This window comes from Pseudomonas sp. Pme6b, assembly GCF_058129925.1.
Window position 1 is genome coordinate 3,781,608 of sequence record NZ_CM176704.1, and the last position, 26,260, is coordinate 3,807,867.

The window sequence follows — 26,260 nt, forward strand, 5'->3', positions numbered from 1 at the left end:
GGACAGAACCTGGCACCAGCCAGATCACCCTCATCAGCAGGATGCTCGAGATGATTGTCATCAATTCACGGTTCCTCACCCAGGATGTCAGTGGTGTACAGCGTTACGCAGAGCAGATGTGCAGAGCCCTGAAGCGGCTGCGCGACGATCTGGTATTCGTCGCTCCGCGCACCATCAGGCTGCATGACTGTGCCAGCGCACTGGAGGCCCAGTGCATCGGTCATTCCACCGGGCATATGTGGGAGCAGATCGACCTGCCGCTTCACCTGAAACGTCAGGGCAGCCCGCTGCTGATTTCAGTCAGCAACACAGGGCCAATGTTCTATGGCAACCAGATAGCGACTCACCACGACATCACCTATGTGCGCTATCCGCAAAGCTACACCCGGCTATTCCGCCTGGCCTATCGGACCATCACCCCGATTCTGCTGTCACGCGCCAGAACGCTGATCACCGGCAGCAACTTCTCGCGAAGGGAAATAACCTCGTTCTATGGCTACGCCGAGGACAAGGTGCTGGTCGTACCCGCTGCGGTCAGTGCCGAATTCACGCCGGGGCCGACACCTGTCGATCAGCCGAAATACTTGCTTGCAGTTTCCTCACCCGCCGTACACAAGAATTTCAACCGGATGATTCAGGCATTTCTGAGTTTGCGTGGCCACACCGACCTGCAACTGCATATCGTCGGCGCAGCCAGCGCACTGTTCGCCGACCCTGATCTGCAACACCTCGCCTGCCGTGACCCGCGCATCCGTTTTCTGGGGCGACTCAGCGATGCCGAGCTGATCAGCCAATATCAGGGTGCCGTCGCGTTCGTATTTCCTTCGCTTTACGAGGGGTTCGGCATTCCGCCGCTTGAAGCCCAGGCCTGCGGTTGCCCGGTGCTGGCCGCCAATGCCGCTTCGATCCCGGAAGTCCTGCAAGGCAGCGCATTGTATTTCGACCCGCTTGACGTCAGCCACATGGCCGCAGCAATGCAGCGCGTGCTGGTGGATGCGCCGTTGCGCAATGCGCTGCGTGCTCAGGGGTTGCATAACGTGCAGCGTTTTTCCTGGGACCTTTCCGCGCAACGCCTTTCCCAGCGTATCGATGCGCTGCTGGAGTCTGCTCCTGCGTCGCAGAGCAAGCGCCATGTCGTACCCGAGTCGTCCGCAGGCAAACCCTGAACCCACAACAGTAACGCCAGCATGCGCCCTGTCGCATCCGCAGTAGCGCGGGCCATTACAGCAAGGAACGCCCATGAGAATTGCTATTGTCCACGACTGGCTGGTGAGTTACGCCGGTGCCGAGCGCGTGCTTGCTTCCCTGATAAACATCTGGCCCGATGCGGATCTGTTTGCAGTCATCGACTTTCTCAGCGATCAGGACCGCGCGCAGCTACGCGGCAAGGTAGCCAGAACAACGTTCATCCAGAAACTTCCCGGCGCGCGCAAACATTATTCACGCTACCTGCCGCTGATGCCGCTGGCCATCGAGCAACTGGACCTCTCCGGCTACGACCTGATCATCAGCAGCAGCCACGCAGTGGCCAAGGGCGTGCTTTGCGGCCCGGACCAACTGCACATCAGCTATGTGCATTCGCCAATTCGCTACGCCTGGGACTTGCAGCACCAATACTTGCAGGAATCAGGGCTGGGCAAGGGAATCAAGGGCAGTCTGGCGCGCCTGGTCCTGCATTACATGCGCCTGTGGGACCAACGTACGTCGACCGGTGTGGACGCATTCATTGCCAATTCGGGCTTTATCGGCGCACGCATCTCGAAGGCGTATCGACGTGACTCCACCGTCATCTATCCGCCAGTGGACACGCTCGGTTTCACCCCCCAAGGCGCGCGTGGGGACTTCTACCTGTGTGCCTCGCGGATGGTGCCCTACAAGCGCATGCCAATGATCGTCGAAGCCTTCGCCGCCATGCCGGACAAACGCCTGATCATGATCGGTGACGGACCGGACCTGGCCAAGGCGCAGGCCATTGCCAGGCAGGCGCCTAACGTAACGCTGCTGGGTTTCCAGCCTGGCGCGGTACTGCTGGAACATATGCGCAGCGCCAAGGCGTTCGTCTTCGCCGCCGAGGAGGATTTCGGCATCAGCCCGGTTGAAGCCCAAGCCTGCGGCACGCCGGTAATCGCGTTCGGCAAGGGCGGCATCATGGAGACCGTGCACGGCCTGGATCAACCGCAACCGACCGGCGTGCTCTACCGGCAGCAAACCGTGGCAGCGCTGAGCGCCGCCATCGGCGAGTTTGAAGCTGCGCAATCACGCATCTCGCCGCAGGCCTGCCGGGCCAACGCCGAACGGTTTTCGGTGGCGCGTTTCGAGCAGGAGATCAAAGCCTTCGTCGAGAACCGTCTGGCCACCTCGCATCTTGTGCATCTGGCTCGCCTGCCCCACCCGCACCGCGTCGCTCAACCAGCGCCGGTCCCGGGCAGCGAACTGCCAGGCCGTGTCGTCCCCATAAAAACCGTCTGAGCGAGCCCCTCCAATGCGCACTTCCGTCCGCGGCATTCTGCATGCCCATCAGTCAGCGCTGTCGCTCGCCCATCGTCTGCTGGACCTGATTATCATCGTGTTGATCGGTTACTGGCAAACCGGGCTGCAGGTCAGCGACAGCATCGAGGCCTGGTCGCACATCATTCTCGCGGTACTGGTATTTCACTGGGTCAGCGAATATCACCAGCTATATGGTTCATGGCGTGGCGAGCGCATCCTGCGCGAATTGACCAAGGTTTTCAGTTACTGGGCGATGACCTTCATCACCCTGCTGTCACTGAACAGCCTGCTGCTCAACCAGACGCAATTGCCCGATAACGGCCAGATGAGCTGGTTCGCCCTGGCGCTTGCGGTGCTGTGCGGCTATCGACTGCTGATCCGCCTGGCCCTGCACAGGCTGCGTCGGCACGGCTTCAATACGCGCAGGGTGGCAATTGTCGGGACCGGCCAGGTCGGTGAGCGACTGGCGCGTTCCATCTCCCTTGCGCCGTGGATGGGGCTGAACCTGCTGGGGTTCTACGACTCGCATCCGCAGCAGATGAATCTGCTGGCCGAAAAACGCCGTCTGCCAGTGCTGGGTGATCTGGACCAGTTGATCGAAGATGCCCGCGCAAGCCGGATAGACAAGGTGTACATCACCCTCGCGTTCAGCGCCGAGCCGCAATTGCGCGAGCTGATTACCGGCTTGAGCGACACCACCGCCTCGGTGTACCTGATTCCCGACGTGTTCATGTTCGACCTGCTGCATGCCCGCAGTGAAAGCATCAATGGCCTGGCCAGCATCAGCATTTTCGATTCGCCCATGGACGGTGCCTGGAGCCTGGTCAAGCGCGCCGAAGACATCGTCCTGTCCAGTCTGATTCTGCTGCTGATCGCCCTGCCGTTGCTGGCCATCGCTGCGGCCATCAAGCTCACCTCTGCGGGCCCGGTGCTGTTTCGCCAGCGCCGCTACGGACTGGACGGCCGTTCGATCATGGTCTGGAAATTTCGCAGCATGAACGTTCAGGAAAACGCCGATGTGGTGCTTCAGGCAACGCGCAATGACGCACGGGTAACGCCGCTGGGGGCATTTTTGCGGCGCACTTCGCTGGATGAACTGCCGCAGTTCTTCAATGTGCTGCACGGCGACATGTCCATCGTCGGCCCGCGCCCTCACGCCATCGCCCATAACGAGCAGTACCGCAAACAGGTCAGCGGCTACATGTTGCGCCACAAGGTCAAACCCGGCATCACCGGCTGGGCGCAGATCAATGGCTGGCGCGGTGAAACCGACACACTCGACAAGATGCGCATGCGCGTGGAATTCGACCTGGAATACATCGAGCACTGGTCGATCTGGCTCGACCTCAAAATCATTCTGCTGACGCTGTTCAAAGGCTTCGTCAACAAGAACGCATTCTGACGCTTCCCCTGAGTGAACGAACGCGCCGAAATTCGTCGGTACGCCGAAAGAAAGGAGCAATGCCATGAAAGGAAAAACCCAATGAATCCAAGGTTAGTTGCTTTACTGCTCACCAGCCTGGCGCTGCAAGGCTGCGCATTCGCCCCGGGGCAGCACATGACCCCGGACGACGTTACCACCGTTAAACCAGACGAACCCCGGGCGCAACTGGTCGAGGTCACACCGAAAAGTCTTCAGCAACAGCAACAACGCGCCACCGCAGATGCCAAGGCACTGCCGCAGGCGCTGCTTGACTACAAGACTCCGGAATACGTGATTGGCGCTGGCGATACCTTGCTGGTCACCGTGTTCGAACACCCGGAACTGACCGCGCCAGGCTCGCAAGACCAGCTGGATGCCAACACCCGGGAAGTGCTGAACGATGGCACGCTCTACTTCCCCTACGTCGGACGAATCCGCGCGAGCGGCAGAACGGTGAGCGAAGTGCGCGAGCAGTTGCGCATGGGGCTGGCGCCGCAATACACCGAGGTCAAGGTCGACGTCAAAGTGCTGCGCTACAACAGTCAGCGAATACTCCTGTCCGGTTCCTTCAAAGTGCCCGGCCCGCAACCCATTACCAACATTCCGTTGAGCCTGGTGCAGGCCGTGAGCGTCGCGGGCGTCGACCTGACCGATGCCAACCTCGCCGGTCTGACCCTGCGCCGCGATGGCCGCGATTACTTGATCGACATCGACTCGCTGAACCGCAAAGACTCGCAACTGAGCAGAATCTTCCTGAAGGATGGCGATTACCTCCACTTGAACAGCAATTCGCGAAACAAGATCTACGTGCTGGGCGAAGTACGTAACCCGCAAGTGATCTCCTTCGGCACCACCCGCCTGACGTTGCTGGAGGCGCTGGGCAACTCCGGCGGCCTCAGCCCGGACAGCGCAGATGGCGATGCGGTGTATGTGATACGCGGTGCGGAAAACTTTGCCGAAGCGACCTCCACCGTTTACCACCTCAATGCCAGGAAGCCCACCGCCTACCTGCTGGCGGGGCAGTTCGAGCTCAAGGCGCAGGATGTGGTATTTGTCGGCCCAGCCGATATCACCCGCTGGAGCCGATTCATCAGCCAGTTGCTCGGTTCGGCCAGTGTGGTGCAGACCGGAGCAGCGTTCCGCAACTGACTCTGACGTCGCTTTGAAAATCTTCCTGCAAGCAGTTTTGCGGGAATTTTTTTGGCCCGCCGAACAACGCGAAACTGTTGCCTGAGCAACAGTCGTTCAACAGTTGGCTGGCTTTTCGTCAGCATGGCAACGCCGCACCATCGGTATGAAAAGCGCGCAAGCCCAATGCCTGCGGGCCATCACCGGACCTTGCGAAGGCTGGCACACAAGCTGCTTTACAGACACACGCTTATCGCAAGGAAATCCCATATGCTCGTTGTTTCACTTTCCGGCAGCCCCTCCCCAAAATCCCGTTCCGGCGTAGTGCTGGCCCATGCCAGCCGCTGGTTGCAAAGCCACGGGGTGGAAGTCACCACGCTGCGCATACGCGACTTCAATGCCGAGGACCTGCTTTTCGCCCGCTTCGACAGCCCGCAAGTGCTGGAATTTATCGAAGCGGTTAGGCAAGCAGATGGCCTGCTGATTGGTACGCCGGTCTACAAGGCGTCATTTTCAGGCGCACTGAAAACCCTGCTCGATTTGCTCCCCGAGCGCGCACTGCATGGCAAAGTAGTCCTGCCGCTGGCCACCGGCGGCAGTATCGCGCACATGCTGGCCGTGGATTACGCCCTCAAACCGGTACTGTCGGCGCTCAAATCGCAGGAAGTGCTGCACGGCATCTTCGCCATCGATACCCAGATCAGCTACGACGACAACGAAGAAGGCGGCACCCTGGACGAAATCCTCACCGAGCGCCTGCATGAGGGGCTGGAGCATTTCCATCACGGCCTGCAACGTCGCTTGCAGGCACGTCACAAGCAGGCCGGCGGGCATTTGCAACTGGCTTTATAGCCCGGCATCAATGCTCGACAAACAGCGGATACAACGAGGCCACCAACAGCACGGCCATCACGCCGTTGAAGATGCGCAACCCCAGCGGGTCACGCAGAACATTGCGCAACAAACTGCCAAAGCCTGCCCAGATGCCGACACTGGGCAGGTTGATCAGCGCAAACACCGCCGAGATCACCACCACATTGTAGAAATAGCCCTGCATCGGCGTGTAGGTGCTAATGGCACCAATCGCCATGATCCAGGCCTTGGGGTTGACCCATTGAAACAGCGCTGCACTCATGAAACTCAGCGGCTTGCCCTGACTGTCGACGTTATCGGAGGCAGGACCTGACGTGGCGATTTTCCACGCCAGGTACAACAGATAAGCGGCGCCGACATAGCGCAGGATGGTGTAGAGAAGCGGCCATGCCTTGAACACGCTACCCAGCCCGAAACCGACGGCCAGCACCAGGACAAAAAAACCGATGCTGATACCCAGCATGTGCGGCAACGTACGGCTGAAACCGAAATTGACGCCCGAGGCCAGCAGCATCATGTTATTCGGGCCGGGGGTAATAGAGGTGACGAACGCGAAGAGTGTGAAGGCAAGAAGCAAATCGAAAGAGAGCACCATACAGCTTGTCCGGATCAGTGGGTCAGGCACTTACCCTATAGAAGGCGCTGCAAGAAACACACGGACAGTTGACCGGTAATTATTACCGTACAGTTTGATAAAAAACTCTTTTAAAGCGGACTGTTAACCTTGTGGCTGCTGGCCAGTCACATTCAGGTCAACGCTTGCTTCGCCTTTATCATCGAATTCGCGCGCCTGCTGTGCCTGCGGATCAGCCATCAATTGCGCCTTGCGTGCCTGGTATTCATCAAACGACAGGCCGCGCCGGTTAAGGTCTTCAAGCGCCAGTTGATGGCTTTCTTCGGCGCTGAAGGGACGCTGCTCGACAGCATGGTGGGTGGAGCAGCCGGAGAGCAATGCAACGGTGAATGTGAGGACAAGCGCAAGGGCAAGTATACGGTTCATCTGGGGCCTCCGGGGCAGGCTTCATTTCAGGAATGACGCAAGGTTACGCCCGCCCCCGACGCAGCAAAAATCATCCGCCGTGATAGTCGCTATCGACTGTTGCGAGCATCCTCGATCAATACCTCGCGCAACGCCTGAGCCGCAGCGGAAAGCTTGTGATCGGCCAGCATCATCAGGCCGATACGACGCTCGATACGCGGTCCTACCAGCGCGATGCAGCAAGCACCCAGTTCCTGCATCTGCCCGATGCACAGCGACGGCACCGCGCTGACACCCAAGCCATTGGCAACCATGCGCCCGATGGTGGACAGCTGATGGCTTTCAAACGCCACTGCCAGTTTGCCGTGCATCGGCTCGATGGCCTGCTCCAGTAGCAAACGCACAGCCGAAGGCCTTTGCAGGGCAATGAAGTCTTCGCCCAACAGCTCGGCCCAGGACACTTCGCCAAGCCCGGCCAGCGGCGAATCCTTCGAGACCACGGCTACGAAACGATCCCTGTAGAACGGAGTGAACGACAACGCGTTGTTCGACTCGGGCTCAAAGCCGATGCCCAGCTCGACACGGCGGTGACGCACCATCTCCAGCACCTGTTCATTGATCACGTCATGCACCGCGACATTGACCCGTGGGTAGCGCCCGCGAAACACCTTCAGCGCTGCCGGTAATCGATTGCCGGCAAACGACGGCATGGCGGCGACCGAAACCCGGCCCGTTTGCAAGGTAAACCTCTGTCGCAACAGCTCTTCGGTGTTGTCCCAGTCAGCCAGCAACTGGCGCGCCAGCGGCAACAGGGTTTCGCCCTCGGGTGTCAGGCCGACGTTACGTGTAGTGCGTGTCAGCAATTGCCCGCCAAGGTCCTCCTCAAGGCTCTTGACGGTCAGGCTCAACGCCGGTTGCGAGATGTTCAGTCGTTCCCCGGCCTGGGCGAAGCTCAGGTACTGCGCAACTGCCAGAAAAGCCCGAAGCTGCTTGACGTTCATATATTTGTTTTTCTTATCAATTGATCAGTAAAACAAAATTAACAAATCAGTCGACCCGAGAGAAGATGCAAGTCACCCGATCCTCCGACAGTGCGACTGTCGGTCAACAACTATAAAAGGCGGATCAACATGGCTGGACTCGATAAACGAGTAACGACCTACGAAGAAGCCCTTGCCGGGCTGACCGGCAACATGACGGTACTCTGCGGTGGTTTCGGTCTGTGCGGCATTCCGGAAAACCTCATCGCGCAGATCAAGCGTATGGGCATCAAGGGCCTTACCGTCGTTTCCAACAACTGTGGCGTTGACGGCTTCGGCCTGGGCATCCTGCTTGAGGACCGGCAGATCCGGAAAATGATTTCGTCCTACGTGGGCGAAAACGCCTTGTTCGAAAAGCAGTTGCTCAGCGGCGAGCTGGAAGTCGAACTCACCCCGCAAGGCACCCTGGCAGAAAAACTGCGCGCAGGCGGCGCGGGCATCCCTGCGTTCTACACCGCGACCGGTTATGGCACGCCAGTGGCTGAAGGCAAGGAAACCCGGCAGTTCAATGGCCGCAATGTGATCCTGGAAGAGGCCATCACCGGCGACTTCGCCTTGGTCAAGGGCTGGAAAGCCGACCACTTCGGTAACGTTATCTATCGTCACACCGCGCAGAACTTCAACCCGGTAGTAGCCACTGCTGGACGAGTCACGGTGGTCGAGGTCGAGGAAATCGTCGAGCCCGGCGTACTCTTGCCTACTCAGATCCACACGCCTGGCATTTACGTCGACCGGGTGATTCAGGGCACCTTCGAAAAGCGCATTGAACAGCGCACCGTCAGAAAATCCTGACAGAGCAGCTCGGCCATACAACAACAAAGAGATTTCAGACCATGGCACTTTCTCGCGAACAAATGGCTCAACGCGTCGCCCGTGAACTCAAGGACGGTTATTACGTAAACCTGGGCATTGGCATTCCGACCTTGGTGGCCAACTATGTACCGGACGACATCGACGTCATGTTGCAGTCGGAAAACGGTCTGCTGGGCATGGGCGCATTTCCGACCGAAGACACCATAGACGCTGACATGATCAATGCTGGCAAACAGACGGTTACGGCGCGTATCGGCGCGTCGATTTTCTCGTCGGCCGAATCCTTCGCCATGATCCGCGGCGGTCATGTAGACCTGACTGTGCTCGGCGCTTTCGAGGTGGATGTCGAGGGCAATATCGCGTCGTGGATGATCCCCGGCAAGCTGGTCAAAGGCATGGGCGGAGCGATGGACCTGGTGGCAGGTGCCGACAACATCATCGTGACCATGACCCATGCCTCGAAGGATGGCGAATCCAAACTGCTGCCCCGCTGCAGCCTGCCACTGACCGGCGCGGCCTGCATCCGCAAGGTTCTGACTGACCTGGCGTATCTGGAAATCGACAACGGTGCCTTCATCCTCCGCGAACGTGCGCCGGGGGTCAGCGTGGAAGAAATCGTGGCAAAAACCGCGGGCAGGCTGATTGTGCCGGATGATGTGATCGAGATGAGTTTCTGAACGCGGGCATCTTCGAGCAGGATGGATACATCTCTGTGGGAGATTCTATGATTTCGTTTTGCTGCCGGTTCCCGGCAGTTCGCGGACAAGTCCGCTCCCACAGATTCCGGACAGTTGTGGGAGTGAGCTTGCTCACGAAGACATTGGTTCAAACACTCGATATCCAGGGACTGTACTGGCCTCTGCGCTCTCACAGGATTTGTCGTTCTGGACGCTCTGCGTCCGCAATAGTCGGCTGTTCAAGTAACTCCCCGATAATAATTACAAAAAGAGGTGCCCCCGATGGCCGCCAACATAGAAGAAAGCCGCTCTGCCCGATTCGCCTTGCGCTGCGCCGCATGGGCTGAACGCTGGTTTCCCGATTCATGGGTATTTGCCGCGCTGGCGGTGGTCATCGTCACACTGGCAACACTGGCCATTGGCGCACGCCCGGCTGAGGCCGCCAAAGCGTTCGGTGACGGGTTCTGGAGTCTGATTCCGTTCACCATGCAAATGGCCTTCGTGGTCATCGGCGGTTACGTCGTGGCCAGTTCGCCGCCCGCGGTGCGCCTGATCGACCGCTTGGCCCTGGTGCCGCGTAACGGTCGTTCGGCAGTGGCATGGGTGGCGCTGATTTCCATGCTGGCTTCGCTGCTCAACTGGGGGCTGTCACTGGTGTTCGGCGGCCTGCTGGTGTGCGCCCTCGCCCGCCGTACCGACCTGCGCATGGATTATCGCGCAGCCGGTGCTGCCGCGTATCTGGGGCTGGACGCAGTCTGGGCGCTGGGGCTGTCGTCTTCGGCGGCACAGTTGCAGGCCAACCCGGCCAGTCTGCCGCCGTCGATCCTGGCGATAACCGGCGTGATCCCTTTCACTGAAACCATCTTTCTCTGGCAATCCGGGGTCATGCTCGCCGCGCTGGTAGTCATATCGCTGATCGTGGCCTATGCCACCGCCCCTGGCCCGAACAGCGCCCGTGACGCCAAAGCCTGCGGTGTCGACCCGGCATTCAGCCTGCCGCCACTGGCACCTCGCACACGGCCGGGCGAATGGCTGGAATACAGCCCGCTGTTGATCATCCTGATGGTGCTGCTGGGGGTCGGCTGGCTGTTCAGCGAGTTTTCGAGCAAACCGGCGATCACCGCAATTTCCGGGCTCAACACCTACAATTTTCTGTTCATCATGCTCGGAGCGTTGCTGCACTGGCGACCACGCAGCTTTCTGGATGCCGTAGCGCGGGCCGTGCCCACCACCACCGGCGTATTGATTCAATTCCCGCTTTACGGCTCGATCGCTGCGTTACTGACCACAGTCAAAGGCGCTGATGCGCAGACCCTGGCGCACTACATCTCGACATTCTTTACCAGCATTGCCTCCCACGACACCTACGCCATTCTAATGGGCGTCTATTCGGCCATTCTGGGCTTTTTCATTCCGTCGGGCGGCGGCAAGTGGATCATTGAAGCGCCTTACGTGATGCAAGTCGCCAACGACCTGCAGTATCACCTCGGTTGGGCGGTGCAGATCTACAATGCAGCCGAAGCGCTGCCCAACCTGATCAATCCGTTCTACATGCTGCCGCTGCTGGGCGTACTGGGCCTCAAGGCACGTGACCTGATCGGTTTCTCGTTCGTGCAGTTGCTGGTCCATACGCCGCTGGTGCTGTTTCTGCTCTGGGCATTGGGCACTACGCTGGTCTATACGCCACCGGTAATGCCCTGATCGTCAGCCATTGAACGAGTAGTCACGCTCGACCTTGCAGATTCGCGTGGTGAACGCCTGATACCAGCGCGCGCGTCCCTGTTCGCGGACCTGGGCGTGATCGGCCTGCTGTTTCCAGGCCAGAATCGCGGTTTCGTCGCTCCAGTAGGACACGGTGATGCCCAGTCCGTGTTCGCCGCGAGCCGATTCCACGCCCAGAAAGCCGGGCTGCTGCCTGGCCAGTTCTACCATCCGCTGCGCCGCGTCTGCGTACGCCTGACCCTCTTCAGACGTACGCAGTGAGGTGAACACCACCGCAAAGTAGGGTGTGGGAAAGCGCGCTGCCATCATGATCGATTCCTCTGCGCGGCCTGGCTGCACGCGCGGACGAACGCAGCAACCACAGGAGATACCTTGCCCTGCAACGCAGCCCGCTCCGGCTGGAACAGCGTGGCGACGAAGAACGGGTGGCCCTGCAATTCGATACTGCGCACTTCGCCTTCAGGGCCGCGGCCGCTGACTTTCAATGCATCGCCGAACAGCGCTGGCTCAAGCTCACGACGCAGACCGTAGCGGCAGTGATAACGCTCCTCGATATTCAGCGTGCCGTAGGCTTGGGCAATCAAAGTGTCGGGTTGCAGGTGAATCGCCGCCACGGATTCAACCAGCGAGCAGCTCAATGGTTCGATGATGAAGTTTGCCGCCTGCGGCGCAGTTTCGCCGTGCTCGGCGTCTGTCCAGCCCAGTTGATTGCGGGCGTACTCCACCAGTGCGTGCTGAAAGCCGCCGCACGTCCCCAGAAACGGTACGAGACGCTCGCGTGCGAAACGAATGGCCGTCAAAGCGCCCTGCATGTCCAGGTACGGGCTGGCCGGTACACACCACAGACCGTCGAATTCGCCAAGCCGTGCAACGCTGCCGATCTGTGGCGTCGGTAGCCATTCGAAGCTGACCGGCACGTGAACGGTCTCAGCCGCCATCTCCAACGCCAGGGGAATGGCCTGATGGGCTGGCACATCGGCGTTGAAATCGCCCACCAGCCCGATCTGCAAAGTGTTGCGTACGTTATTGACTGTGCCCATGCCCTGCCCCCTGTTCGATTTCGTATAACCCGGGCGGACTATAAACAGGCAGCAAAACCAGCAGAATGGGCATTGCAGCAATGCCTGGCGTGCAGCGCTGCACGTTTCTTCAGCCAGTTACCGGCGTCAGCACCGGCTGCCCGGAAAAGAACGCCAGCAGGTTATCGTTGACCATTTGCACACTGTCTCTGGAAGCCTCGGGCGACAGGCCTGCGACATGGGGCGTAAGCACAACATTGCCCAGCGTTTTGAGTACGTCCGGCACAGCGGGCTCATCGTCGAACACATCCAGCGCAGCCCCGGCAATCTGCTCGCTCTGAAGTGCACTGACCAGCGCATGGGTATCCACCACACTGGCACGCGCAATGTTGACCAGAAAGCCGTCAGGGCCCAGCGCTTCAAGCACACCGGCATCGATCAAGTGCTGCGTGCCACTGCCACCGGGTGTGGCAATGATCAGGAAATCCGACGCCGCAGCCAGCGCCTGTGCGGTGGCGTGCCAGGTGTAATCGCAGTCGGTGCGCGGTTTGCGATTGTGATAGCCGATGGCGATGTCGAACGCGGCTGCACGCCTGGCAATCGCCAGCCCAACCGCTCCCAGTCCGACGATTCCCAAGCGCTTGCCTGCCAGCGACGGTCGAACCACCTTGCGCCATTCGCTACGGCGTACCGACGCATCGGCCTGCGGGATGTCGCGTACCAGCGACAGCAACAGCGCCAGCGTATGGTCAGCCACTGTGGCGGCGTTGACGCCTGCACCATTGGTCACGGTGATGCCGCGTGCCTGCGCGGCGGGCAAATCAACCTTCTCGTAGCCGGCACCGCTCACGCAAATGATGCGCAGGTTCGGCAGTGCATCCATTTCCTCGGCGAAAAAACCCAGTGGCCCACGCGTCATCACGGCGCTGATGCTCTTCCCGTGTGCAGCAATTGCCTCGGCGCGCAGTTCGGCCGTCGGCGCACGAATCAACTGATAACCGCTGCTTTCCAGAATCGGCAAATACATGTCCAGATTTTCCACCAGCACCAATACCGTTGTCATGCGCACTCCCGTTCGGTCAGCAAAACGCTGACAGTAACGCGACTCGGTGCGCTTGTGCATAGCCAATGGCGCTCGTTGGAAAAAAACCTTTCGCGATAACGCCAGGCGTTCATAAAGTGGACGCATTTGCCGGACAGACTGAGGCACAAGCAACCTCGCCAACGCGATAGTGCGCTATCGTTGCGTGCAGCGCTGTGACCAGTAACGGTATTCGCTGGTGCAGTAGAACGCCTTCCATCCATAAGGAACCAACCGCCCATGCAAGGATTTTCCGCCACTCTGTCGACCACAACCCTGTTGAAAAAGACCCTCCTGGCCGCAGCGGTCATGTCGGGCCTGATGCTGTCATCCGGTATGGCAGCGGCGGCGGATGCACCGGGCAAGGTGCTGAGCGAAAAATACGGTCTGCCCTGGCCAGCCGTAATCGCCCATCGCGGAGCTTCGTTCGACGCTCCGGAAGAGACCATTCCGGCCTATACCCTGGCACGCGACCTGGGCGCGGACTATCTGGAGATGGACATCCAGCGCACTAAAGACGGCGTGCTGATAGCACTGCACGATGACGTACTGGAACGTACGACCAACATTGCCGAAGTGTTCCCGACACGGGTCAAGGACCCGGTCAGCACCTTCACCCTGGCGGAGCTCAAGCAACTGGACGCCGGCTCATGGTTCAACAAGGCTTACCCCGACCGGGCGCGCGCGAGCTACAGCGGATTGCAGATCCTGACGCTGGATGAGGTCATCGACATCGCCGAGGGCGGCGCGAACAAGCCTGGGCTGTACATAGAGACCAAGGTGCCGAACAAGTTTCCCGGTGTCGAAGCCGACCTTAAAAAGGTGCTGACCAAACGTGGCTGGCTGGCTCAGCGTCCGGCCGCGGCGGCTGGTCATGTGAACGTCGCACACATGCCAGGGCGTGTGGTATTGCAGACGTTCGAGAAGCAGAGCCTGGAGCTGCTGCAAAAAGAAATGCCGAAAGTGCCCAAGGTCATGCTGCTGTGGATTGGCGAAGGCTCGATAGAGCCTAAATCCGGCGTCGCGTTCAAAGACTCGGGGGCCAAGGACAAGGCCAGCTACTACGCAGCGCAGGAGGTCAAGTCTCCGGAGGAATTCCAGAAGTGGATTGACTGGGCCAAGGCTCATGGTGCGATCGGCACCGGCCCTTCTTCGCAACTGGCCAAGGGTGGCGATCAGAGCTACATGGACCTGGTCAAACCCTGGATGAACAACCTGACCCACGAGAAAGGCATGGTGATCCACCCTTACACGGTGGACGACGCAGAGGACTTCAAGCGGATCAGCAATGACGGGGTTGACGGTTTCTTCACCAACCGCACTGCCGAACTGTTGAAGTTCTACGGGCGGCCGGCGAAAGAGAGCATCGAGACGATTCTGAAGCGTAACGGCTACTGATCGACTGGCTGGCCGCATCCTGCGATGCGGCCAGCGCCGATTGATCAGAAATCGATGGTGCCGGACAGCTTCAAGGTGCGTGGCTCGCCTTGAGTCAGATAACCCCCATTGGCCGATGCCCAATAATCCTTGTTCATCAGGTTTTCGACGTTGGCACGCAGCGTGACGTCCTTTTGCGCAACGTTGAAGGTATAGCGCGCGCCCAGATCGAAGCGGTTCCAGGTCGGAATGCTCAGATTGTTGGCAGCGTCGACATATTGCCCGCCGGTGCGCAGCATGCGCGCATTGATGGCTGCGCCCGTGACGCCTGGCACATCCCAATCGGCACCCGCGTTGAACTGGAAGGTCGGCACACCAATGGCCCTGTTGCCATCGTTGCTGCCACCCGACGTGCCGCTCACCTCGGTGTCCATCAGAGTAAGACCGGCCAGCAGACGCAGGCCGCTGACGGGCTCGCCGAACACGTTCATTTCCACGCCACGGTTGCGCTGCTCGCCATCACGGACGTAGCGCGTTCCGCTGCCATCCTGAATCTGGTAGCCATCAGTCGGTTGTTCGATACGGTATACACCCAGGCTTGCGCCGAAAGTACCCATATCCAGCTTCACGCCCGCTTCAATCTGTTTTGAACGCGCCGGCGCGAACACCTCGCCAGGGTTGATCGTCACGGTGCTCGGCGCCGTCGGCCCCTGCGCAAGGCCTTCAATGCGGTTTGCATAGAACGACACATAGCGCCAAGGCTTGAACACCAGCCCGTAGACCGGCGTGGTGATTGCCTCGTCATACAGTGCGTTGCGCGGGCCGCTGCCATAGTCGTAGCCCTGGACGCGCAGTTGCTGGCGACGCAGGCCTGCGGTCAGCAGCAGGCGATCATCGAAAAAGCCCAGCGTGTCGGAGAACGCTACGCTGCGCATACGGCTCTTGCCGACGATACCGGGGTCACTGAGATCGCCACCCGAGAAGCTGTCCAGCGCAGGACGTGTTGTTTCCACTGGGTTGTACAGGTTGCTGCCAGCCGGACTGTCGAACAGGTAGGCACTGCGCTGCTCGGTCCAGATGCCGGACAGACCGAAGTTGACCTTGTGACTGACCGCGCCGGTCTGCAGCTTGCCGTTGATGCCGGCCATGGCTGTCTTGTTGTCTTCGTCATGCGGAATGGAAGACGGTGACGCCGTGATGTTGCCTGCGGCGTCATTGATAGTCGGCGAGCCATAGATACCGTTTTCACGGGTGTGCTTGGCACCGGCTGCGGCGTACAGCGTCCAGTCATCGTTGAGGTCGTATTCGGCCCGGCTCATGCCGAAGGTGTCTTCGGTTTCGGTCCAGGTCCAGTTCGGCGCGTAATTGGTGTCGGCATCCGGTGCATGCGGCACACGGGTCAGGCCACTGCCAACGAACACCATGTTGCGATTCTGATTGATGCGCTGCTTCTGGTAGGCAAAATCGCCGGAAAGACGGAAGTTGTCACCCTGATAATCAAGCCCCAGCGCGAACAGCTTGCTGCGATGCTCTTCGTCTTCAACGCCGGTCTCGCCTTCGCGCTGAGACAGGTTGAGGCGTGCGCCGAATCGATTGCCTTCGCCAAAGCGCTGGCCGAGGTCCAGGTGCTCGCCGACCCGGCCGTCGCTGCTGATGTCGGTGGTAAAACGCCGTGTCGGCGTGTCCTGAGCGCGCTTGGGTTGCAGGTTTACGCCGCCGCCAATACCGGAGCCGGTCGGTGTTACGCCGTTGATGAAGGCATTGGGGCCTTTGAAAACCTCAACCCGTTCCAGCGCATCGGTGGAGATGATCTGGCGTGGCAGCACGCCGTAAAGGCCGTTGTAGGAAATATCATCGGTAGTCAGTTTGAGGCCACGAATGACGAAGATCTTTGAGGCGTTGGCATAGCCGCTTGACTGGCGAACCGATGCATCATTGAGCAGCACATCGCCGATGTCTTCAGCCTGCTGGTCCTCGATCAATTGTTCGGTGTAGCTGGTCATGGTGAACGGCACGTCCATGACGTCGGCATTGCCCAGAACACCCAACTGCCCGCCGCGAGCCACTTGCCCTCCTGCGTACACGGGCGGTAGCGCGTGCGGGTCGGCCTTGTCGGCACTGATATCGGTCTCTCCGAGAACCATCGGGCCTTCCTGCTGACTGGCGGCAGCAGTAGCGGCCCAGGCCGGAGAACCAATGGAACAGCAAAATGCGAGCAACGTGAGGCGCATCGGGATCGATGGGATGTGCATGAAAAGGTCCTGCTGACGAGATGAGCGAGATCGGAAGAAACCTTCCTGGAGATGACCGACTCAGTGGATGCGAAATGCTACCATATGTTACTGGGAATGCTTATCATTAATTTGTGTGCAGGGCGTCACATAACCAACGCTCATCGCTACGTCTCACACAGCAATGCTTTGAAACAGGTAGGGGACAGCCACCTGAGTGCGACTCTCGTGTAAGCTCGTACGCTATTGGTTTTCCCATCGAGAGGCCTATGCAATCCACTTTCCGACGCTCGACACTGGCAGCACTTCGTGGTTTTGCCTTGCCAAGCGGTGCAATCTCCATTGTTCCTTCTGCCGCCGACTATCGGCGCTGTCTGCTGGAAAGGATCGCTTCGGCCACCCGGCGCATCTATATCATCGCGTTGTATCTGCAACAGGATGAAGCTGGTCAGGAGATCCTCGACGCACTGTACGCGGTCAAGGCTGCACGGCCCGAGCTGGATGTCGTGGTGCTGGTTGACTGGTTCCGCGCGCAGCGGGGTCTGATCGGTGCCGGGCGGCAACCGGGCAACTCGACCTGGTATCAGGCGCAGAACCTTGAATACGATGAAGAAGTGCCGATCTACGGCGTGCCGGTGCAAACCCGTGAGCTATTCGGCGTGCTGCACCTCAAGGGCAGCGTGATCGACGATTGTGTGATCTACAGTGGCGCAAGCATCAACAACGTCTACCTGCACAAGCTCGACAAATACCGTCTGGACCGTTACCACCTGATCGAAAGTGCGCCACTGGCCGACGCTTTCCAGAACCTGGTGCAGCGCGAAATACTCCCCTCACCGGCGGTGCACCGCCTCGACCTGCAATCGCCACCTGGCTCGCGCAGCATTCGCAGCGAGATTCGCGCTTTTCGTGCGGACCTGAAACGCGCTGCGTACGACACTTCAGCAGGCGAAAAGGAAAACGGCGAGCTGCGGGTGATTCCGCTGCTGGGCGTCGGGCCGCGTAACAATCTGAATCGTGCCATCTGCGACCTGATCGCCTCGAGCAAGATCCAGCTGACCATCTGCACGCCGTATTTCAACCTGCCGGTGGCGGTCACCCGCGAAATCAATCGGGCGCTCAAGCGCGGTGTGCAGGTCGATATCATCATTGGTGACAAAACCGCCAACGACTTCTTCATCGACCCGGACGAGCCGTTCAAGGTGATCTCGGCCCTGCCCTATCTGTATGAAATCAGCCTGCGACGCTTTGCCCACAAGCATCAGAAGGCAATCGCGCAGAACCGCCTCAACGTGCACCTGTGGAAACACGGCGATAATACGTTCCACCTCAAAGGCATCTGGGTCGATCAGCGCTATACGCTGCTGACAGGCAACAACCTGAACCCTCGCGCCTTCAATCTTGATTTGGAAAACGCCTTGCTGATCGATGATCCGCAGGGCCAGTGGAGCGAAACGCGCGAGGCGGAAATCGCCCATTTGATGCGCAACACCCAACGCGTCAACCAGTACGACGAACTCGACACACTGGCCAATTATCCCGAAGGGGTACGCAAATTCCTCAAGCGCGTCAGCCGTGTGCGGGTCGAGCGATTGCTGTACCGGATACTCTGACCCTCAAGCCTGAGGCCGACATGCCTGGCATGTCGGCCATACAACCAAAGAAACAGGGTGTGTCAGGGCCGTTTCGCCCCCAACTGCTTCCACATCTTTTGCGTGATTTTGCGGCGGTTGCTGTAGCCTGCCCACGGGTCGGCCTTGAGTTTCTTTAAACGCTGCGCAAGGTTGGTGATGTCCCACTGCGCCGAGGATTTCAGGCCTGCCAGTTCATCCACAGCAATCGGCACCGAGACCGGCAAACCTGGCCGGGCGCGCACCGAATATGCAGTCACGGTGCTTCCGCCACGGCTGTTGCGCAGGTAATCAATGAAAATTTTCCCTACCCGGTTTTTCGGCCCCATGGTCGCGGTGAAGCGTTCGGGCAACTGACGGCTGACGAATTCGGCGATAGCCTTGGAGAAGGCTTTAACCGTGTCCCAGTCAGCCTGCCGCGCCAATGGCACGATGATGTGCATGCCCTTGCCGCCGCTGGTCTTGAGAAAAGCTTCCAGCCCAAGTTCCTCCAGCACGGCGAGCACCATTTGCGTGGCTTCGATCATGCTGCGCCAGGGCAGCGCCGGGTCGGGATCAAGGTCCAGTACAAAATGATCCGGCGTTTCGATCCTGTCACGCGTAGCGCCCCAGGTGTGCAACTCGATGGCCCCCATTTGCGCGGCACCGACCAGCGCCTGCAATGAATCGATCTCCATCAGCGCGGCATGCCCGGGGTCCAGAGCACGATCCAGCTGTTTGATGTGTGGAATCGCAAGATGCTCGGCGTGCTTCTGGAAGAACTGCTCGCCGTCGATGCCTTCCGGGCAACGCAACAATGCCACAGGACGCTTGTTCAGATACGGCAGAATCCATTCGGCAATAGACGCGTAGAACTGCGCAAGTTCGACCTTGCTGGTGCCGGTCTTGCTGTCGATCACCCGATCCGGATGGCTGATGCCGGTGCCCGCAACGTCTACTTTGCCTTTGCCGGCAGCGGTTTTCTTGCCTGAACGCGGCGCTGCCGATGTCGATTGCGTCCGGGTCTGGCTGGCAACCCTGGCGGGCTGAGCGTCTTCGCGCACCACCTCACTGGCAGGCTTGTCACTGCGCAACCCGACAAATGCGGCTTGTCGCACAATGCCTTCGCGGGTCCACTGGGCGAACTCCGCCTCACAGACCAGTTGCGGCTCTACCCACTGCACGCCACGGGCCTGAGCCGAGGTCAGCTTTTTCGCCAGAGGTGAATCCTTGCGCTGCAGCGGTTTGAGTTGTTGATAAAGCTGTTCAAGCGTCACCTCACTGAAGCCGGTGCCCACCCGCCCGGCATAGACCAGTCCTTCATCGCCCTCATTGACCGCCAGCAACAAGGCTCCGAAGGCCGAGCGGCTGCCTTGCGGGGCGGTGTAGCCGACGATCACCAGTTCCTGACGCAACCGGCATTTGAGTTTGATCCAGTCGGCGTTGCGCTTGCCGATATAAACACTGCCGGCCCGCTTGCCGATGACACCTTCCAGGCCCATTGCCGCAGCGCTTTCCACAATATCCTGATGCCCGGCCTGAAACGCATCCGAATAACGCAGCAAGCGACTGCGCTGGGCGTCGAGCACTTGCTTCAAGGCGTCGCGGCGCTGCTCAAGGGGTACTTCACGCAGATCCTCCGCACTCAGGAACGGCATATCGAACAGGTAATACAGGATGTTTTTGCTGTTCCCTGCGTCAAAGGCATTCTGCAACCCCTGAAAGTCGGGCAACCCTTGCTCGTCGAGAACCACTACTTCGCCGTCGAACCAACTGTTTTGCAATTTCAGGCCCTTGAGCGCCTTGACCAGCTCGGGCAGCCGTTCGGTCCAGTCGTGGCCGTTACGGGTGAACAGGCGCACTTCGTCGCCCTGAATGCGGGTCAGAATGCGATAGCCATCGAACTTGATCTCATACAGCCAGTCACCCGCTGGCGGTGCATCTACCAACGTGGCCAGTTGCGGCGAAAGGGTTTCCGGGAAAACCGTTTTCGACTTCTTTTGCGCGGGCTTGCGCGCAGGCTTCGCTGCACCGGCTTTGGCTTTTTCGTTTGCGGCGCTGGCTTTTGGCTTCGCTGGCGCTGCACGCCCTGCCCCTAGGTGCGCGCCGCTGATCACGCTCTGCGGCTGCTCCAGAGTGATGTCATATTCGGCGGCAGGTCGCGCAATGGCGTCCTTTTCTTTGATCAGCAGCCACTGCTCCTTGCTGCCGCTGCCCGTGAGCCGCGTGCGCACCAGCGCCCAGTCGCCGCTGAGCTTCTCGCCGACCAGGGTAAATTTGAGTTTGCCTTCCTCATAGGTTTTTTGCGGATCACCGTGCGGCTGCCAGACGCCACGGTCCCAGACAATCACATCACCGCCGCCGTACTGCCCTTTCGGGATGCTGCCCTCAAAATCGGCATAGTCCAGCGGGTGGTCTTCAACATGCACCGCCAGACGTTTTTGCTTGGGGTCCAGGCTCGGGCCTTTGGGCACCGCCCAGCTCTTGAGCGTGCCATCCAGCTCCAGTCGAAAGTCGTAGTGCAGGTTGCGTGCGTCATGCTTCTGAATCACGAAACCCAGCGCCTTGGCCTTGGACGAAGACTTGCCTTTGCGCGTGCTTTCGGCAGGCTCGGAGGTGATGGCGAAATTGCGCTTGCGCGTGTATTCACTGGCGGGCTTGGCCATGTCCGGTGTCTCCGTCTGGCTCAAGAGGCTTTGCTGGTTTTCTTGCGGGCTGCGGGCCGCTTGGGCTTGGCCGCGGCCTTGTCAGCAGGTTTTTCTTTTGCTGCGGGCTTGCTCGCTTTGCCTTTACTGGCGCCACCCTTGCCCGCCAGGCTGCGTCGCAGCAAGTCGGTGAGGTCAATGACATCGGCACTTTTGCGCTCTTCCTCGGCCGGATCCGTCTCGACATCCTCGATCTCGCCTTCGTCTGCCTTGGTTTTGACCAGGTGCATGATCTTGTCCTGAAAAGTGTCGCGGTACTGCTCAGGCTGCCAGTCGGCGCTCATGTCCTTGACCAGACGCCTGGCCATGTCGCGTTCACTTTTGTTCAACTGTACGTCCGTCACTGCGTCGCTCAGTTCCAGTGTGTCCAGCTCACGCACGTCGGCAGGCCAGCGCAGGATCACCATGACCAGCGCCGACTCCAGCGGCATGACCGCCGCCAGGTGTTCGCGGGTATGCAGCACGACATTGGCCAGCGCCACCTTTTTGGTGTCGACAAGGGTTTCGCGCAGCAGCGCGTAGACTTTTTCGCCGCGTTTATCCGGGGTCAGAAAAAAAGGCGTGTCGATGTTTTGCAAAGGAATCTGCTGGCTGTCGACAAAGGCGAATATGTCGATGGTCTGCGTCGATTTGGGGTGCGCGGAACGAATTTCCTCCTCGCTGAGCACCACATAGCGATCCTTCTCGTACGCCACGCCCTTGACGATGTTTTCGCTGGTGACTTCCTTGCCGGTGACCTTGTTGATCCGCTTGTAGCCGACCGGGTCCATGCTGCGTTTATCGAGCCAGTCGAAGTCGACACTGGTTGACGTTGTCGCCGACACCAATGCGACCGGTATATGCACCAGCCCGAAGCTGATTGCGCCCTTCCAGATTGCCCTTGCCATGGTCTGACTCCTGTTGATCCTGAAAAAGTGACTGGACCGGTCGAACAAAAGTTTCGACAGCCTGACGAGTGCCGGAAAATCCGCGCAGGCGCAGCCCGTTTTTCATCTTGGCAATCTGACTGTCAACGTTTTGGCTTTTGGTGCGAACTGTATTAACGGGATGCTTACAGCCGTCAAAGCCTTGTAGTAGAGGGGTTCGCGCAAAGAGAAGCAGGATTTTTCAAGTCACATATGCGTTTAAGATCTAAAAATATGGTTTAACGTTCTTTTGCGGAATAAATCAGACGTTCTATAAATGGCCCCACCCCGAACGCTGTTGGCGAACTGTCTGCGAATCAACAGTTGGTCCCGTCAGCTTTCACTTAGCTGATCACTCCCAAGGATTTGTCATGAACGTTTTCTGGTTTCTTCCGACTCACGGCGACGGCCATTATCTGGGCACGACAAAGGGCGCACGTCCCGTCACCCTCAATTACCTGAAACAGGTGGCGCAGGCCGCCGATGACCTGGGCTATTACGGGGTATTGATTCCGACCGGTCGCTCTTGCGAAGACTCGTGGGTCATCGCCTCGGCACTGGTGCCATTGACCGAGCGTCTGAAGTACCTGGTGGCGATCCGTCCGGGAATCATCTCCCCTACCGTCTCGGCACGCATGGCGGCCACGCTGGATCGTTTATCCGGCGGCCGACTGCTGATCAACGTGGTGACTGGTGGCGACCCGGACGAGAACCGTGGCGACGGCAGCTTCCTCGATCACAGCGAACGCTATGAAGTCACCGACGAATTCCTGAAGATCTGGCGTCGCGTATTACAGGGCGAAGCAGTCGACTTCGAAGGCAAGCACCTGCGCGTGCAGAATGCCAAAGCGCTGTATCCACCGATTCAAAAGCCCTATCCGCCGCTGTACTTTGGTGGCTCTTCCGATGCCGCGCATGACCTTGCGGCCGATCAGGTGGACGTTTACCTGACCTGGGGCGAACCTCCGGCAGCTGTGGCCCAAAAGCTGGCCGATGTGCGTGAACGGGCAGCCCGCAAAGGTCGTACCGTAAAGTTCGGCATTCGCTTGCACATCATCGTGCGCGAAACCAGTGAAGAAGCCTGGAAAGCCGCCAGCACATTGATCGAACACATCAGCGACGAAACCATCGCTGCGGCCCAGAAATCTTTCTCGCGCTTTGATTCCGAAGGTCAACGCCGTATGGCTGCGCTGCATGACGGACGCCGCGACAACCTGGAAATCGCGCCTAACCTGTGGGCGGGCGTGGGTCTGGTTCGTGGCGGTGCTGGCACGGCACTGGTCGGCAACCCGCAGGAAGTCGCGGCACGCATCAAGGAATACGCAGACCTGGGCATCGAGAGCTTCATTTTCTCGGGCTACCCGCACCTGGAAGAAGCGTACCGCTTTGCCGAACTGGTCTTCCCGCTGCTGCCTGAGCCTTACGCCAGCCTCGCCGGGCGCGGCATCACCAATTTGACGGGCCCGTTCGGCGAAATGATCGCCAACGATCTGCCCCCGCAGGCCAAGTGATGTCAGGGCAACTGCTGACCTTACCGCACTCGCCTGCGCTGGCGACCTCGATCAGAGCCACTGCGCAGGTATTCGAGGACCCCAAATCCAAGGATCTGCTCGCTCACGTACGCCAGGTGGCGCCCAGCGATGCCAGCGTACTGATCATTGGTGAAACCGGCACTGGCAAGGAACTGGTGGCACGGCACGTCCACGAACTGAGTGCCCGTCGCGACAAACCGTTCGTGGCGGTCAACTGCGGAGCATTCTCCGAGAACCTGATCGAGGCCGAGTTGTTCGGCCACGAGAAAGGCGCCTTCACCGGCGCGATCAGCGCGAAGGCCGGCTGGTTCGAAGAGGCCAATGGCGGCACGCTGTTTCTCGATGAAATCGGCGACCTGCCCATGACTCTCCAGGTCAAGCTGCTGCGCGTACTTCAAGAACGTGAAGTGGTCCGCCTGGGCTCGCGCAAGAGCGTGCCGATTGACGTGCGGGTGCTCGCAGCCACCAACGTACAACTGGAAAAAGCCATCAATGCCGGGCATTTTCGCGAGGACCTTTACTACCGGCTGGACGTGGTCAATCTGGAATTGAGCCCGCTGCGCGACCGGCCCGGCGATATCCTGCCGCTGGCCCGGCATTTCATAGAGGTCTACAGCCAGCGTCTGCGCCATGGCCCGGTGCGCATTAGCGCCGAAGCCGAGCACAAGCTCAAGACCTACAGCTGGCCGGGCAATATTCGCGAGTTGGAAAACGTTATTCATCACACCTTGCTGGTCTGCCGCGACGGAGTTATTCAGCGTGACGACCTGCGCCTGTCGAACCTGAGGATCGAGCGTCAGGACGAACAGAATCCGGCTGACGAGTCAGCCGAACAGTTGCTCAATCGGGCGTTCCAAAAGCTGTTTGAAGAACAGGCAGGTGCCTTGCACGAGAAGGTCGAAGACACGTTGCTCAGGACCGCGTATCGCTACTGCCATCACAACCAGGTACACACCGCCAGCCTGCTGGGCCTGACCCGCAACGTGACGCGCACTCGTCTGATCAAGATCGGTGAGCTGGCGGTCAACAAACGCAGGCCGGGTGAAAATATACAGGGCGACCGGATGCTGCATTTGTCGGTGTGAAGATCCAGACCGATGACGCGGAGCGTCATGAACGGCATTCCCACGCTGGAGCGTGAGGAATGAGCGCTGTCCGCAGGAACGCTATCGTGCCCATGCTCCGCGTGGGTATGCCTTTCTGGACGCTCTGCGTCCTCTCCTGATCACGCGGCACTTCACGACAAACGCATCGCCAGAGCCTTGGCCTGAATCGCCACGTCGGTCACTGCGGTGCTTTCCCACCACATGCCGCGCAGTGGCGGGCCCATGGCGAACAGGCGTGACGAGCAGCGACCTTGCGCGTCCAGCACCGCGCCACCGGCGTCGGCAGCAATGCCCAGCGCCAGCGGTCCGGGCTGAATCAAACCTCGCAGCAGCAATTGCCGAGGCAACGGGCGATCCACGCGTCGCCAGTCGTACTCGATGCCGGTAGAGTTGATCAAGGCATCGCCAACGATCTGCGTCGGTTCGCTATCACCGCGCCGACGCACGCTGATCTGCACCTGGCCTGACGGCAGGCTCGCAACAGCCTGCAACGAAGCGGCGTCAATGCTCAGCCGACCTTGCCTGATCAGTTGCGCCAGCAGTGCGGCGCTGGGTGGCGGCGAGCGATGGTGATGACTCTCCCACCATGGCCGTACATGACGGACAAACTGGCGGCGCTGCCTGTCACTGGCCTGATTCCACAGCCTGCCAACGTTGGCGCGCACGGTGTCCAGCGGGGCCTGCCAGTCAATGCCGCTTTCGATGGCCAGCTCGCACTGCTCGCGCACCTTGCTTACCAGTTGGCGAGTGCTGCGGATACTCGGGTCCTGCGCCAGGAAATCAGACCATTCCGGTGGCTGGCGCCGCACATGGGGCAGCAGGCCATGCCGGGAATAGATCTGAATCGGCCCGCGGTGCCCGGCCTTTTCCAGTGAGACCAGCGCATCGACCATGGTCAGCCCCGAACCGATGATCAGCACCTTTGACTGCGGATCAAGCTTTTTCATCACCGCCACATCCCAAGGGTCCAGCGCTGCCGTGTTCAGCTCGTTCGAATCGCGTCGCGGGGTGCGTGAAGCCGCGTACATGCCGGTCGCCAGCACGGCACGGCTACCGCGCAACTTACGGCCGTCAGCCAGCGAGACACTGACCCCACCTTCATGGACCTGCAGGTCGACTGCCTCGCCAGGCACATGCACGGCGGTCGAGCCAAAGGCTTCAGCAGCGCTTAGGGCTTCACGCAGTCGCTGCTGAACATAAAGCCCGAACACACCGCGTGGCGGAAACAGTTCGGCGACCGGGACCCTCTGCTCATAAGCTTCAGGCCAGCCCCCGGCGGCCAGATAGTCAGTCAGCCACTGGGTGAGGTCATCCGGATTATCCGGATCGACGCTCATCCGCGCAGCGTTGCCATTGAGTGTATGGCCCGGCTCCGTCGCACTGTAGGCCTCGCCCCGGCCGAGTTCGCTGCGGGTTTCGATAATCAGGATTCGGCGCTGGCCCGGTCTGCGCAACAGTTGCGCCGCCAGCATGGTGCCGCTCAGACCGCCGCCGATGATCAGAATGTCAGCCGTCTGGTGGGAATCTTCGGTCATCGAACAGCGCCTCG

At 59.7% G+C, this 26,260-nt stretch carries 22 protein-coding genes; 12 read left to right on the plus strand and 10 right to left on the minus strand.

Features of this window, described 5'->3' with window-relative positions:
• The first annotated feature begins 50 nt into the window (after positions 1-50).
• The 5 genes from AC4ANE_RS17090 to ssuE all read left to right on the plus strand — a co-directional run bounded on the left by AC4ANE_RS17090 (position 51) and on the right by ssuE (position 5,893).
• Entirely contained in the window at positions 51-1,166 is a 1,116-nt protein-coding gene (locus tag AC4ANE_RS17090; protein WP_002554041.1) for a glycosyltransferase family 4 protein, read from the plus strand.
• 73 nt (positions 1,167-1,239) lie between these two features.
• Positions 1,240-2,469 carry a glycosyltransferase family 4 protein gene (locus tag AC4ANE_RS17095; RefSeq protein WP_002554042.1) on the plus strand — a complete coding sequence of 410 codons (1,230 nt, stop codon included), beginning with the start codon at positions 1,240-1,242 and terminating at the stop codon, positions 2,467-2,469.
• 13 nt (positions 2,470-2,482) lie between these two features.
• Entirely contained in the window at positions 2,483-3,892 is a 1,410-nt protein-coding gene (locus AC4ANE_RS17100; RefSeq protein WP_031594891.1) for an undecaprenyl-phosphate glucose phosphotransferase, read from the plus strand.
• Between the two features lie 81 nt (positions 3,893-3,973).
• Positions 3,974-5,062 (plus strand): polysaccharide biosynthesis/export family protein, encoded by a 1,089-nt coding sequence (locus tag AC4ANE_RS17105; RefSeq protein ID WP_002554045.1) that lies wholly within the window; start codon positions 3,974-3,976, stop codon positions 5,060-5,062.
• 249 nt (positions 5,063-5,311) lie between these two features.
• A complete protein-coding gene (gene ssuE / locus AC4ANE_RS17110) occupies positions 5,312-5,893 on the plus strand; it encodes an NADPH-dependent FMN reductase (RefSeq protein ID WP_002554046.1) in 582 nt (193 codons plus the stop codon).
• A gap of 7 nt (positions 5,894-5,900) precedes the next feature.
• Here the strand turns inward: ssuE and AC4ANE_RS17115 are convergent, their stop codons facing one another.
• The 3 genes from AC4ANE_RS17115 to AC4ANE_RS17125 form a co-directional block, all read right to left on the minus strand.
• Positions 5,901-6,509 carry a LysE family translocator gene (locus AC4ANE_RS17115; protein ID WP_004661013.1) on the minus strand — a complete coding sequence of 203 codons (609 nt, stop codon included), beginning with the start codon at positions 6,507-6,509 and terminating at the stop codon, positions 5,901-5,903.
• A 123-nt stretch (positions 6,510-6,632) separates the two neighbouring features.
• Complete coding sequence (locus AC4ANE_RS17120; RefSeq protein WP_002554048.1) at positions 6,633-6,914, minus strand: hypothetical protein; 282 nt, start codon at positions 6,912-6,914, stop codon at positions 6,633-6,635.
• Between the two features lie 89 nt (positions 6,915-7,003).
• Positions 7,004-7,894 (minus strand): LysR family transcriptional regulator, encoded by an 891-nt coding sequence (locus AC4ANE_RS17125; RefSeq protein WP_002554050.1) that lies wholly within the window; start codon positions 7,892-7,894, stop codon positions 7,004-7,006.
• Positions 7,895-8,023: 129 nt separating this feature from the next.
• Between AC4ANE_RS17125 and AC4ANE_RS17130 the strand changes: the two genes are divergently transcribed.
• The 3 genes from AC4ANE_RS17130 to AC4ANE_RS17140 all read left to right on the plus strand — a co-directional run bounded on the left by AC4ANE_RS17130 (position 8,024) and on the right by AC4ANE_RS17140 (position 11,124).
• Complete coding sequence (locus AC4ANE_RS17130; protein WP_031594889.1) at positions 8,024-8,725, plus strand: CoA transferase subunit A; 702 nt, start codon at positions 8,024-8,026, stop codon at positions 8,723-8,725.
• Between the two features lie 41 nt (positions 8,726-8,766).
• On the plus strand, positions 8,767-9,423 hold the full coding sequence (locus AC4ANE_RS17135; RefSeq protein ID WP_002554052.1) for a CoA transferase subunit B: 657 nt from the start codon (positions 8,767-8,769) through the stop codon (positions 9,421-9,423).
• Between the two features lie 282 nt (positions 9,424-9,705).
• Complete coding sequence (locus tag AC4ANE_RS17140; protein ID WP_002554053.1) at positions 9,706-11,124, plus strand: short-chain fatty acid transporter; 1,419 nt, start codon at positions 9,706-9,708, stop codon at positions 11,122-11,124.
• Positions 11,125-11,127: 3 nt separating this feature from the next.
• Here the strand turns inward: AC4ANE_RS17140 and AC4ANE_RS17145 are convergent, their stop codons facing one another.
• The 3 genes from AC4ANE_RS17145 to AC4ANE_RS17155 form a co-directional block, all read right to left on the minus strand.
• Positions 11,128-11,454, minus strand: coding sequence for an antibiotic biosynthesis monooxygenase family protein (locus tag AC4ANE_RS17145; RefSeq protein ID WP_002554054.1), 327 nt, complete (start codon positions 11,452-11,454; stop codon positions 11,128-11,130).
• Positions 11,451-12,185 (minus strand): CTP synthase C-terminal region-related (seleno)protein, encoded by a 735-nt coding sequence (locus AC4ANE_RS17150; RefSeq protein WP_002554055.1) that lies wholly within the window; start codon positions 12,183-12,185, stop codon positions 11,451-11,453. Before AC4ANE_RS17150 ends, AC4ANE_RS17145 begins: the two co-directional genes overlap by 4 nt.
• A gap of 109 nt (positions 12,186-12,294) precedes the next feature.
• Entirely contained in the window at positions 12,295-13,227 is a 933-nt protein-coding gene (locus AC4ANE_RS17155; protein WP_002554056.1) for a 2-hydroxyacid dehydrogenase, read from the minus strand.
• A gap of 258 nt (positions 13,228-13,485) precedes the next feature.
• On the opposite strand from AC4ANE_RS17155, the gene AC4ANE_RS17160 reads away from it, so the two are divergent.
• The gene (locus AC4ANE_RS17160) at positions 13,486-14,643 is read left to right on the plus strand and encodes a glycerophosphodiester phosphodiesterase (RefSeq protein ID WP_002554057.1); all 1,158 of its coding nucleotides are present in this window, start codon (positions 13,486-13,488) and stop codon (positions 14,641-14,643) included.
• A 44-nt stretch (positions 14,644-14,687) separates the two neighbouring features.
• Here the strand turns inward: AC4ANE_RS17160 and AC4ANE_RS17165 are convergent, their stop codons facing one another.
• On the minus strand, positions 14,688-16,874 hold the full coding sequence (locus tag AC4ANE_RS17165) for a TonB-dependent receptor (RefSeq protein ID WP_002554058.1): 2,187 nt from the start codon (positions 16,872-16,874) through the stop codon (positions 14,688-14,690).
• A gap of 248 nt (positions 16,875-17,122) precedes the next feature.
• Here AC4ANE_RS17165 and pssA point away from each other — a divergent pair, with 248 nt between their 5' ends.
• Positions 17,123-18,466: a CDP-diacylglycerol--serine O-phosphatidyltransferase gene (gene pssA / locus AC4ANE_RS17170; RefSeq protein ID WP_002554059.1), complete on the plus strand. Its 1,344-nt coding sequence runs from the start codon at positions 17,123-17,125 to the stop codon at positions 18,464-18,466.
• A gap of 62 nt (positions 18,467-18,528) precedes the next feature.
• On the opposite strand, the gene ligD is transcribed toward pssA, so the two are convergent.
• Together ligD and ku are read right to left on the minus strand one after the other, a co-directional pair.
• Positions 18,529-21,129 (minus strand): DNA ligase D, encoded by a 2,601-nt coding sequence (gene ligD, locus AC4ANE_RS17175; RefSeq protein ID WP_031594888.1) that lies wholly within the window; start codon positions 21,127-21,129, stop codon positions 18,529-18,531.
• A gap of 20 nt (positions 21,130-21,149) precedes the next feature.
• Positions 21,150-22,055, minus strand: coding sequence for a non-homologous end joining protein Ku (gene ku, locus AC4ANE_RS17180; RefSeq protein ID WP_002554061.1), 906 nt, complete (start codon positions 22,053-22,055; stop codon positions 21,150-21,152).
• Between the two features lie 389 nt (positions 22,056-22,444).
• On the opposite strand from ku, the gene ssuD reads away from it, so the two are divergent.
• Both ssuD and AC4ANE_RS17190 read left to right on the plus strand, forming a co-directional pair.
• On the plus strand, positions 22,445-23,584 hold the full coding sequence (gene ssuD, locus AC4ANE_RS17185; RefSeq protein ID WP_460408424.1) for an FMNH2-dependent alkanesulfonate monooxygenase: 1,140 nt from the start codon (positions 22,445-22,447) through the stop codon (positions 23,582-23,584).
• On the plus strand, positions 23,584-24,690 hold the full coding sequence (locus AC4ANE_RS17190; protein WP_010203637.1) for a sigma-54 interaction domain-containing protein: 1,107 nt from the start codon (positions 23,584-23,586) through the stop codon (positions 24,688-24,690). Before ssuD ends, AC4ANE_RS17190 begins: the two co-directional genes overlap by 1 nt.
• Before the next feature lie 152 nt (positions 24,691-24,842).
• On the opposite strand, the gene AC4ANE_RS17195 is transcribed toward AC4ANE_RS17190, so the two are convergent.
• Positions 24,843-26,246 carry an FAD/NAD(P)-binding protein gene (locus AC4ANE_RS17195; RefSeq protein WP_002554064.1) on the minus strand — a complete coding sequence of 468 codons (1,404 nt, stop codon included), beginning with the start codon at positions 26,244-26,246 and terminating at the stop codon, positions 24,843-24,845.
• Between the last annotated feature and the right edge of the window lie 14 nt (positions 26,247-26,260).

Excerpts from the sequence above, each read along its gene's own strand:
- AC4ANE_RS17090 (WP_002554041.1), top strand. The coding sequence starts at position 51 with ATGATTGTCATCAATTCACGGTTCCTCACCCAGGATGTCAGTGGTGTA.
- AC4ANE_RS17095 (WP_002554042.1), top strand. The coding sequence starts at position 1,240 with ATGAGAATTGCTATTGTCCACGACTGGCTGGTGAGTTACGCCGGTGCC.
- AC4ANE_RS17100 (WP_031594891.1), top strand. The coding sequence starts at position 2,483 with ATGCGCACTTCCGTCCGCGGCATTCTGCATGCCCATCAGTCAGCGCTG.
- AC4ANE_RS17105 (WP_002554045.1), top strand. The coding sequence starts at position 3,974 with ATGAATCCAAGGTTAGTTGCTTTACTGCTCACCAGCCTGGCGCTGCAA.
- ssuE (WP_002554046.1), top strand. The coding sequence starts at position 5,312 with ATGCTCGTTGTTTCACTTTCCGGCAGCCCCTCCCCAAAATCCCGTTCC.
- AC4ANE_RS17115 (WP_004661013.1), bottom strand. The coding sequence starts at position 6,509 with ATGGTGCTCTCTTTCGATTTGCTTCTTGCCTTCACACTCTTCGCGTTC.
- AC4ANE_RS17120 (WP_002554048.1), bottom strand. The coding sequence starts at position 6,914 with ATGAACCGTATACTTGCCCTTGCGCTTGTCCTCACATTCACCGTTGCA.
- AC4ANE_RS17125 (WP_002554050.1), bottom strand. The coding sequence starts at position 7,894 with ATGAACGTCAAGCAGCTTCGGGCTTTTCTGGCAGTTGCGCAGTACCTG.
- AC4ANE_RS17130 (WP_031594889.1), top strand. The coding sequence starts at position 8,024 with ATGGCTGGACTCGATAAACGAGTAACGACCTACGAAGAAGCCCTTGCC.
- AC4ANE_RS17135 (WP_002554052.1), top strand. The coding sequence starts at position 8,767 with ATGGCACTTTCTCGCGAACAAATGGCTCAACGCGTCGCCCGTGAACTC.
- AC4ANE_RS17140 (WP_002554053.1), top strand. The coding sequence starts at position 9,706 with ATGGCCGCCAACATAGAAGAAAGCCGCTCTGCCCGATTCGCCTTGCGC.
- AC4ANE_RS17145 (WP_002554054.1), bottom strand. The coding sequence starts at position 11,454 with ATGATGGCAGCGCGCTTTCCCACACCCTACTTTGCGGTGGTGTTCACC.
- AC4ANE_RS17150 (WP_002554055.1), bottom strand. The coding sequence starts at position 12,185 with ATGGGCACAGTCAATAACGTACGCAACACTTTGCAGATCGGGCTGGTG.
- AC4ANE_RS17155 (WP_002554056.1), bottom strand. The coding sequence starts at position 13,227 with ATGACAACGGTATTGGTGCTGGTGGAAAATCTGGACATGTATTTGCCG.
- AC4ANE_RS17160 (WP_002554057.1), top strand. The coding sequence starts at position 13,486 with ATGCAAGGATTTTCCGCCACTCTGTCGACCACAACCCTGTTGAAAAAG.
- AC4ANE_RS17165 (WP_002554058.1), bottom strand. The coding sequence starts at position 16,874 with ATGCACATCCCATCGATCCCGATGCGCCTCACGTTGCTCGCATTTTGC.
- pssA (WP_002554059.1), top strand. The coding sequence starts at position 17,123 with ATGCAATCCACTTTCCGACGCTCGACACTGGCAGCACTTCGTGGTTTT.
- ligD (WP_031594888.1), bottom strand. The coding sequence starts at position 21,129 with ATGGCCAAGCCCGCCAGTGAATACACGCGCAAGCGCAATTTCGCCATC.
- ku (WP_002554061.1), bottom strand. The coding sequence starts at position 22,055 with ATGGCAAGGGCAATCTGGAAGGGCGCAATCAGCTTCGGGCTGGTGCAT.
- ssuD (WP_460408424.1), top strand. The coding sequence starts at position 22,445 with ATGAACGTTTTCTGGTTTCTTCCGACTCACGGCGACGGCCATTATCTG.
- AC4ANE_RS17190 (WP_010203637.1), top strand. The coding sequence starts at position 23,584 with ATGTCAGGGCAACTGCTGACCTTACCGCACTCGCCTGCGCTGGCGACC.
- AC4ANE_RS17195 (WP_002554064.1), bottom strand. The coding sequence starts at position 26,246 with ATGACCGAAGATTCCCACCAGACGGCTGACATTCTGATCATCGGCGGC.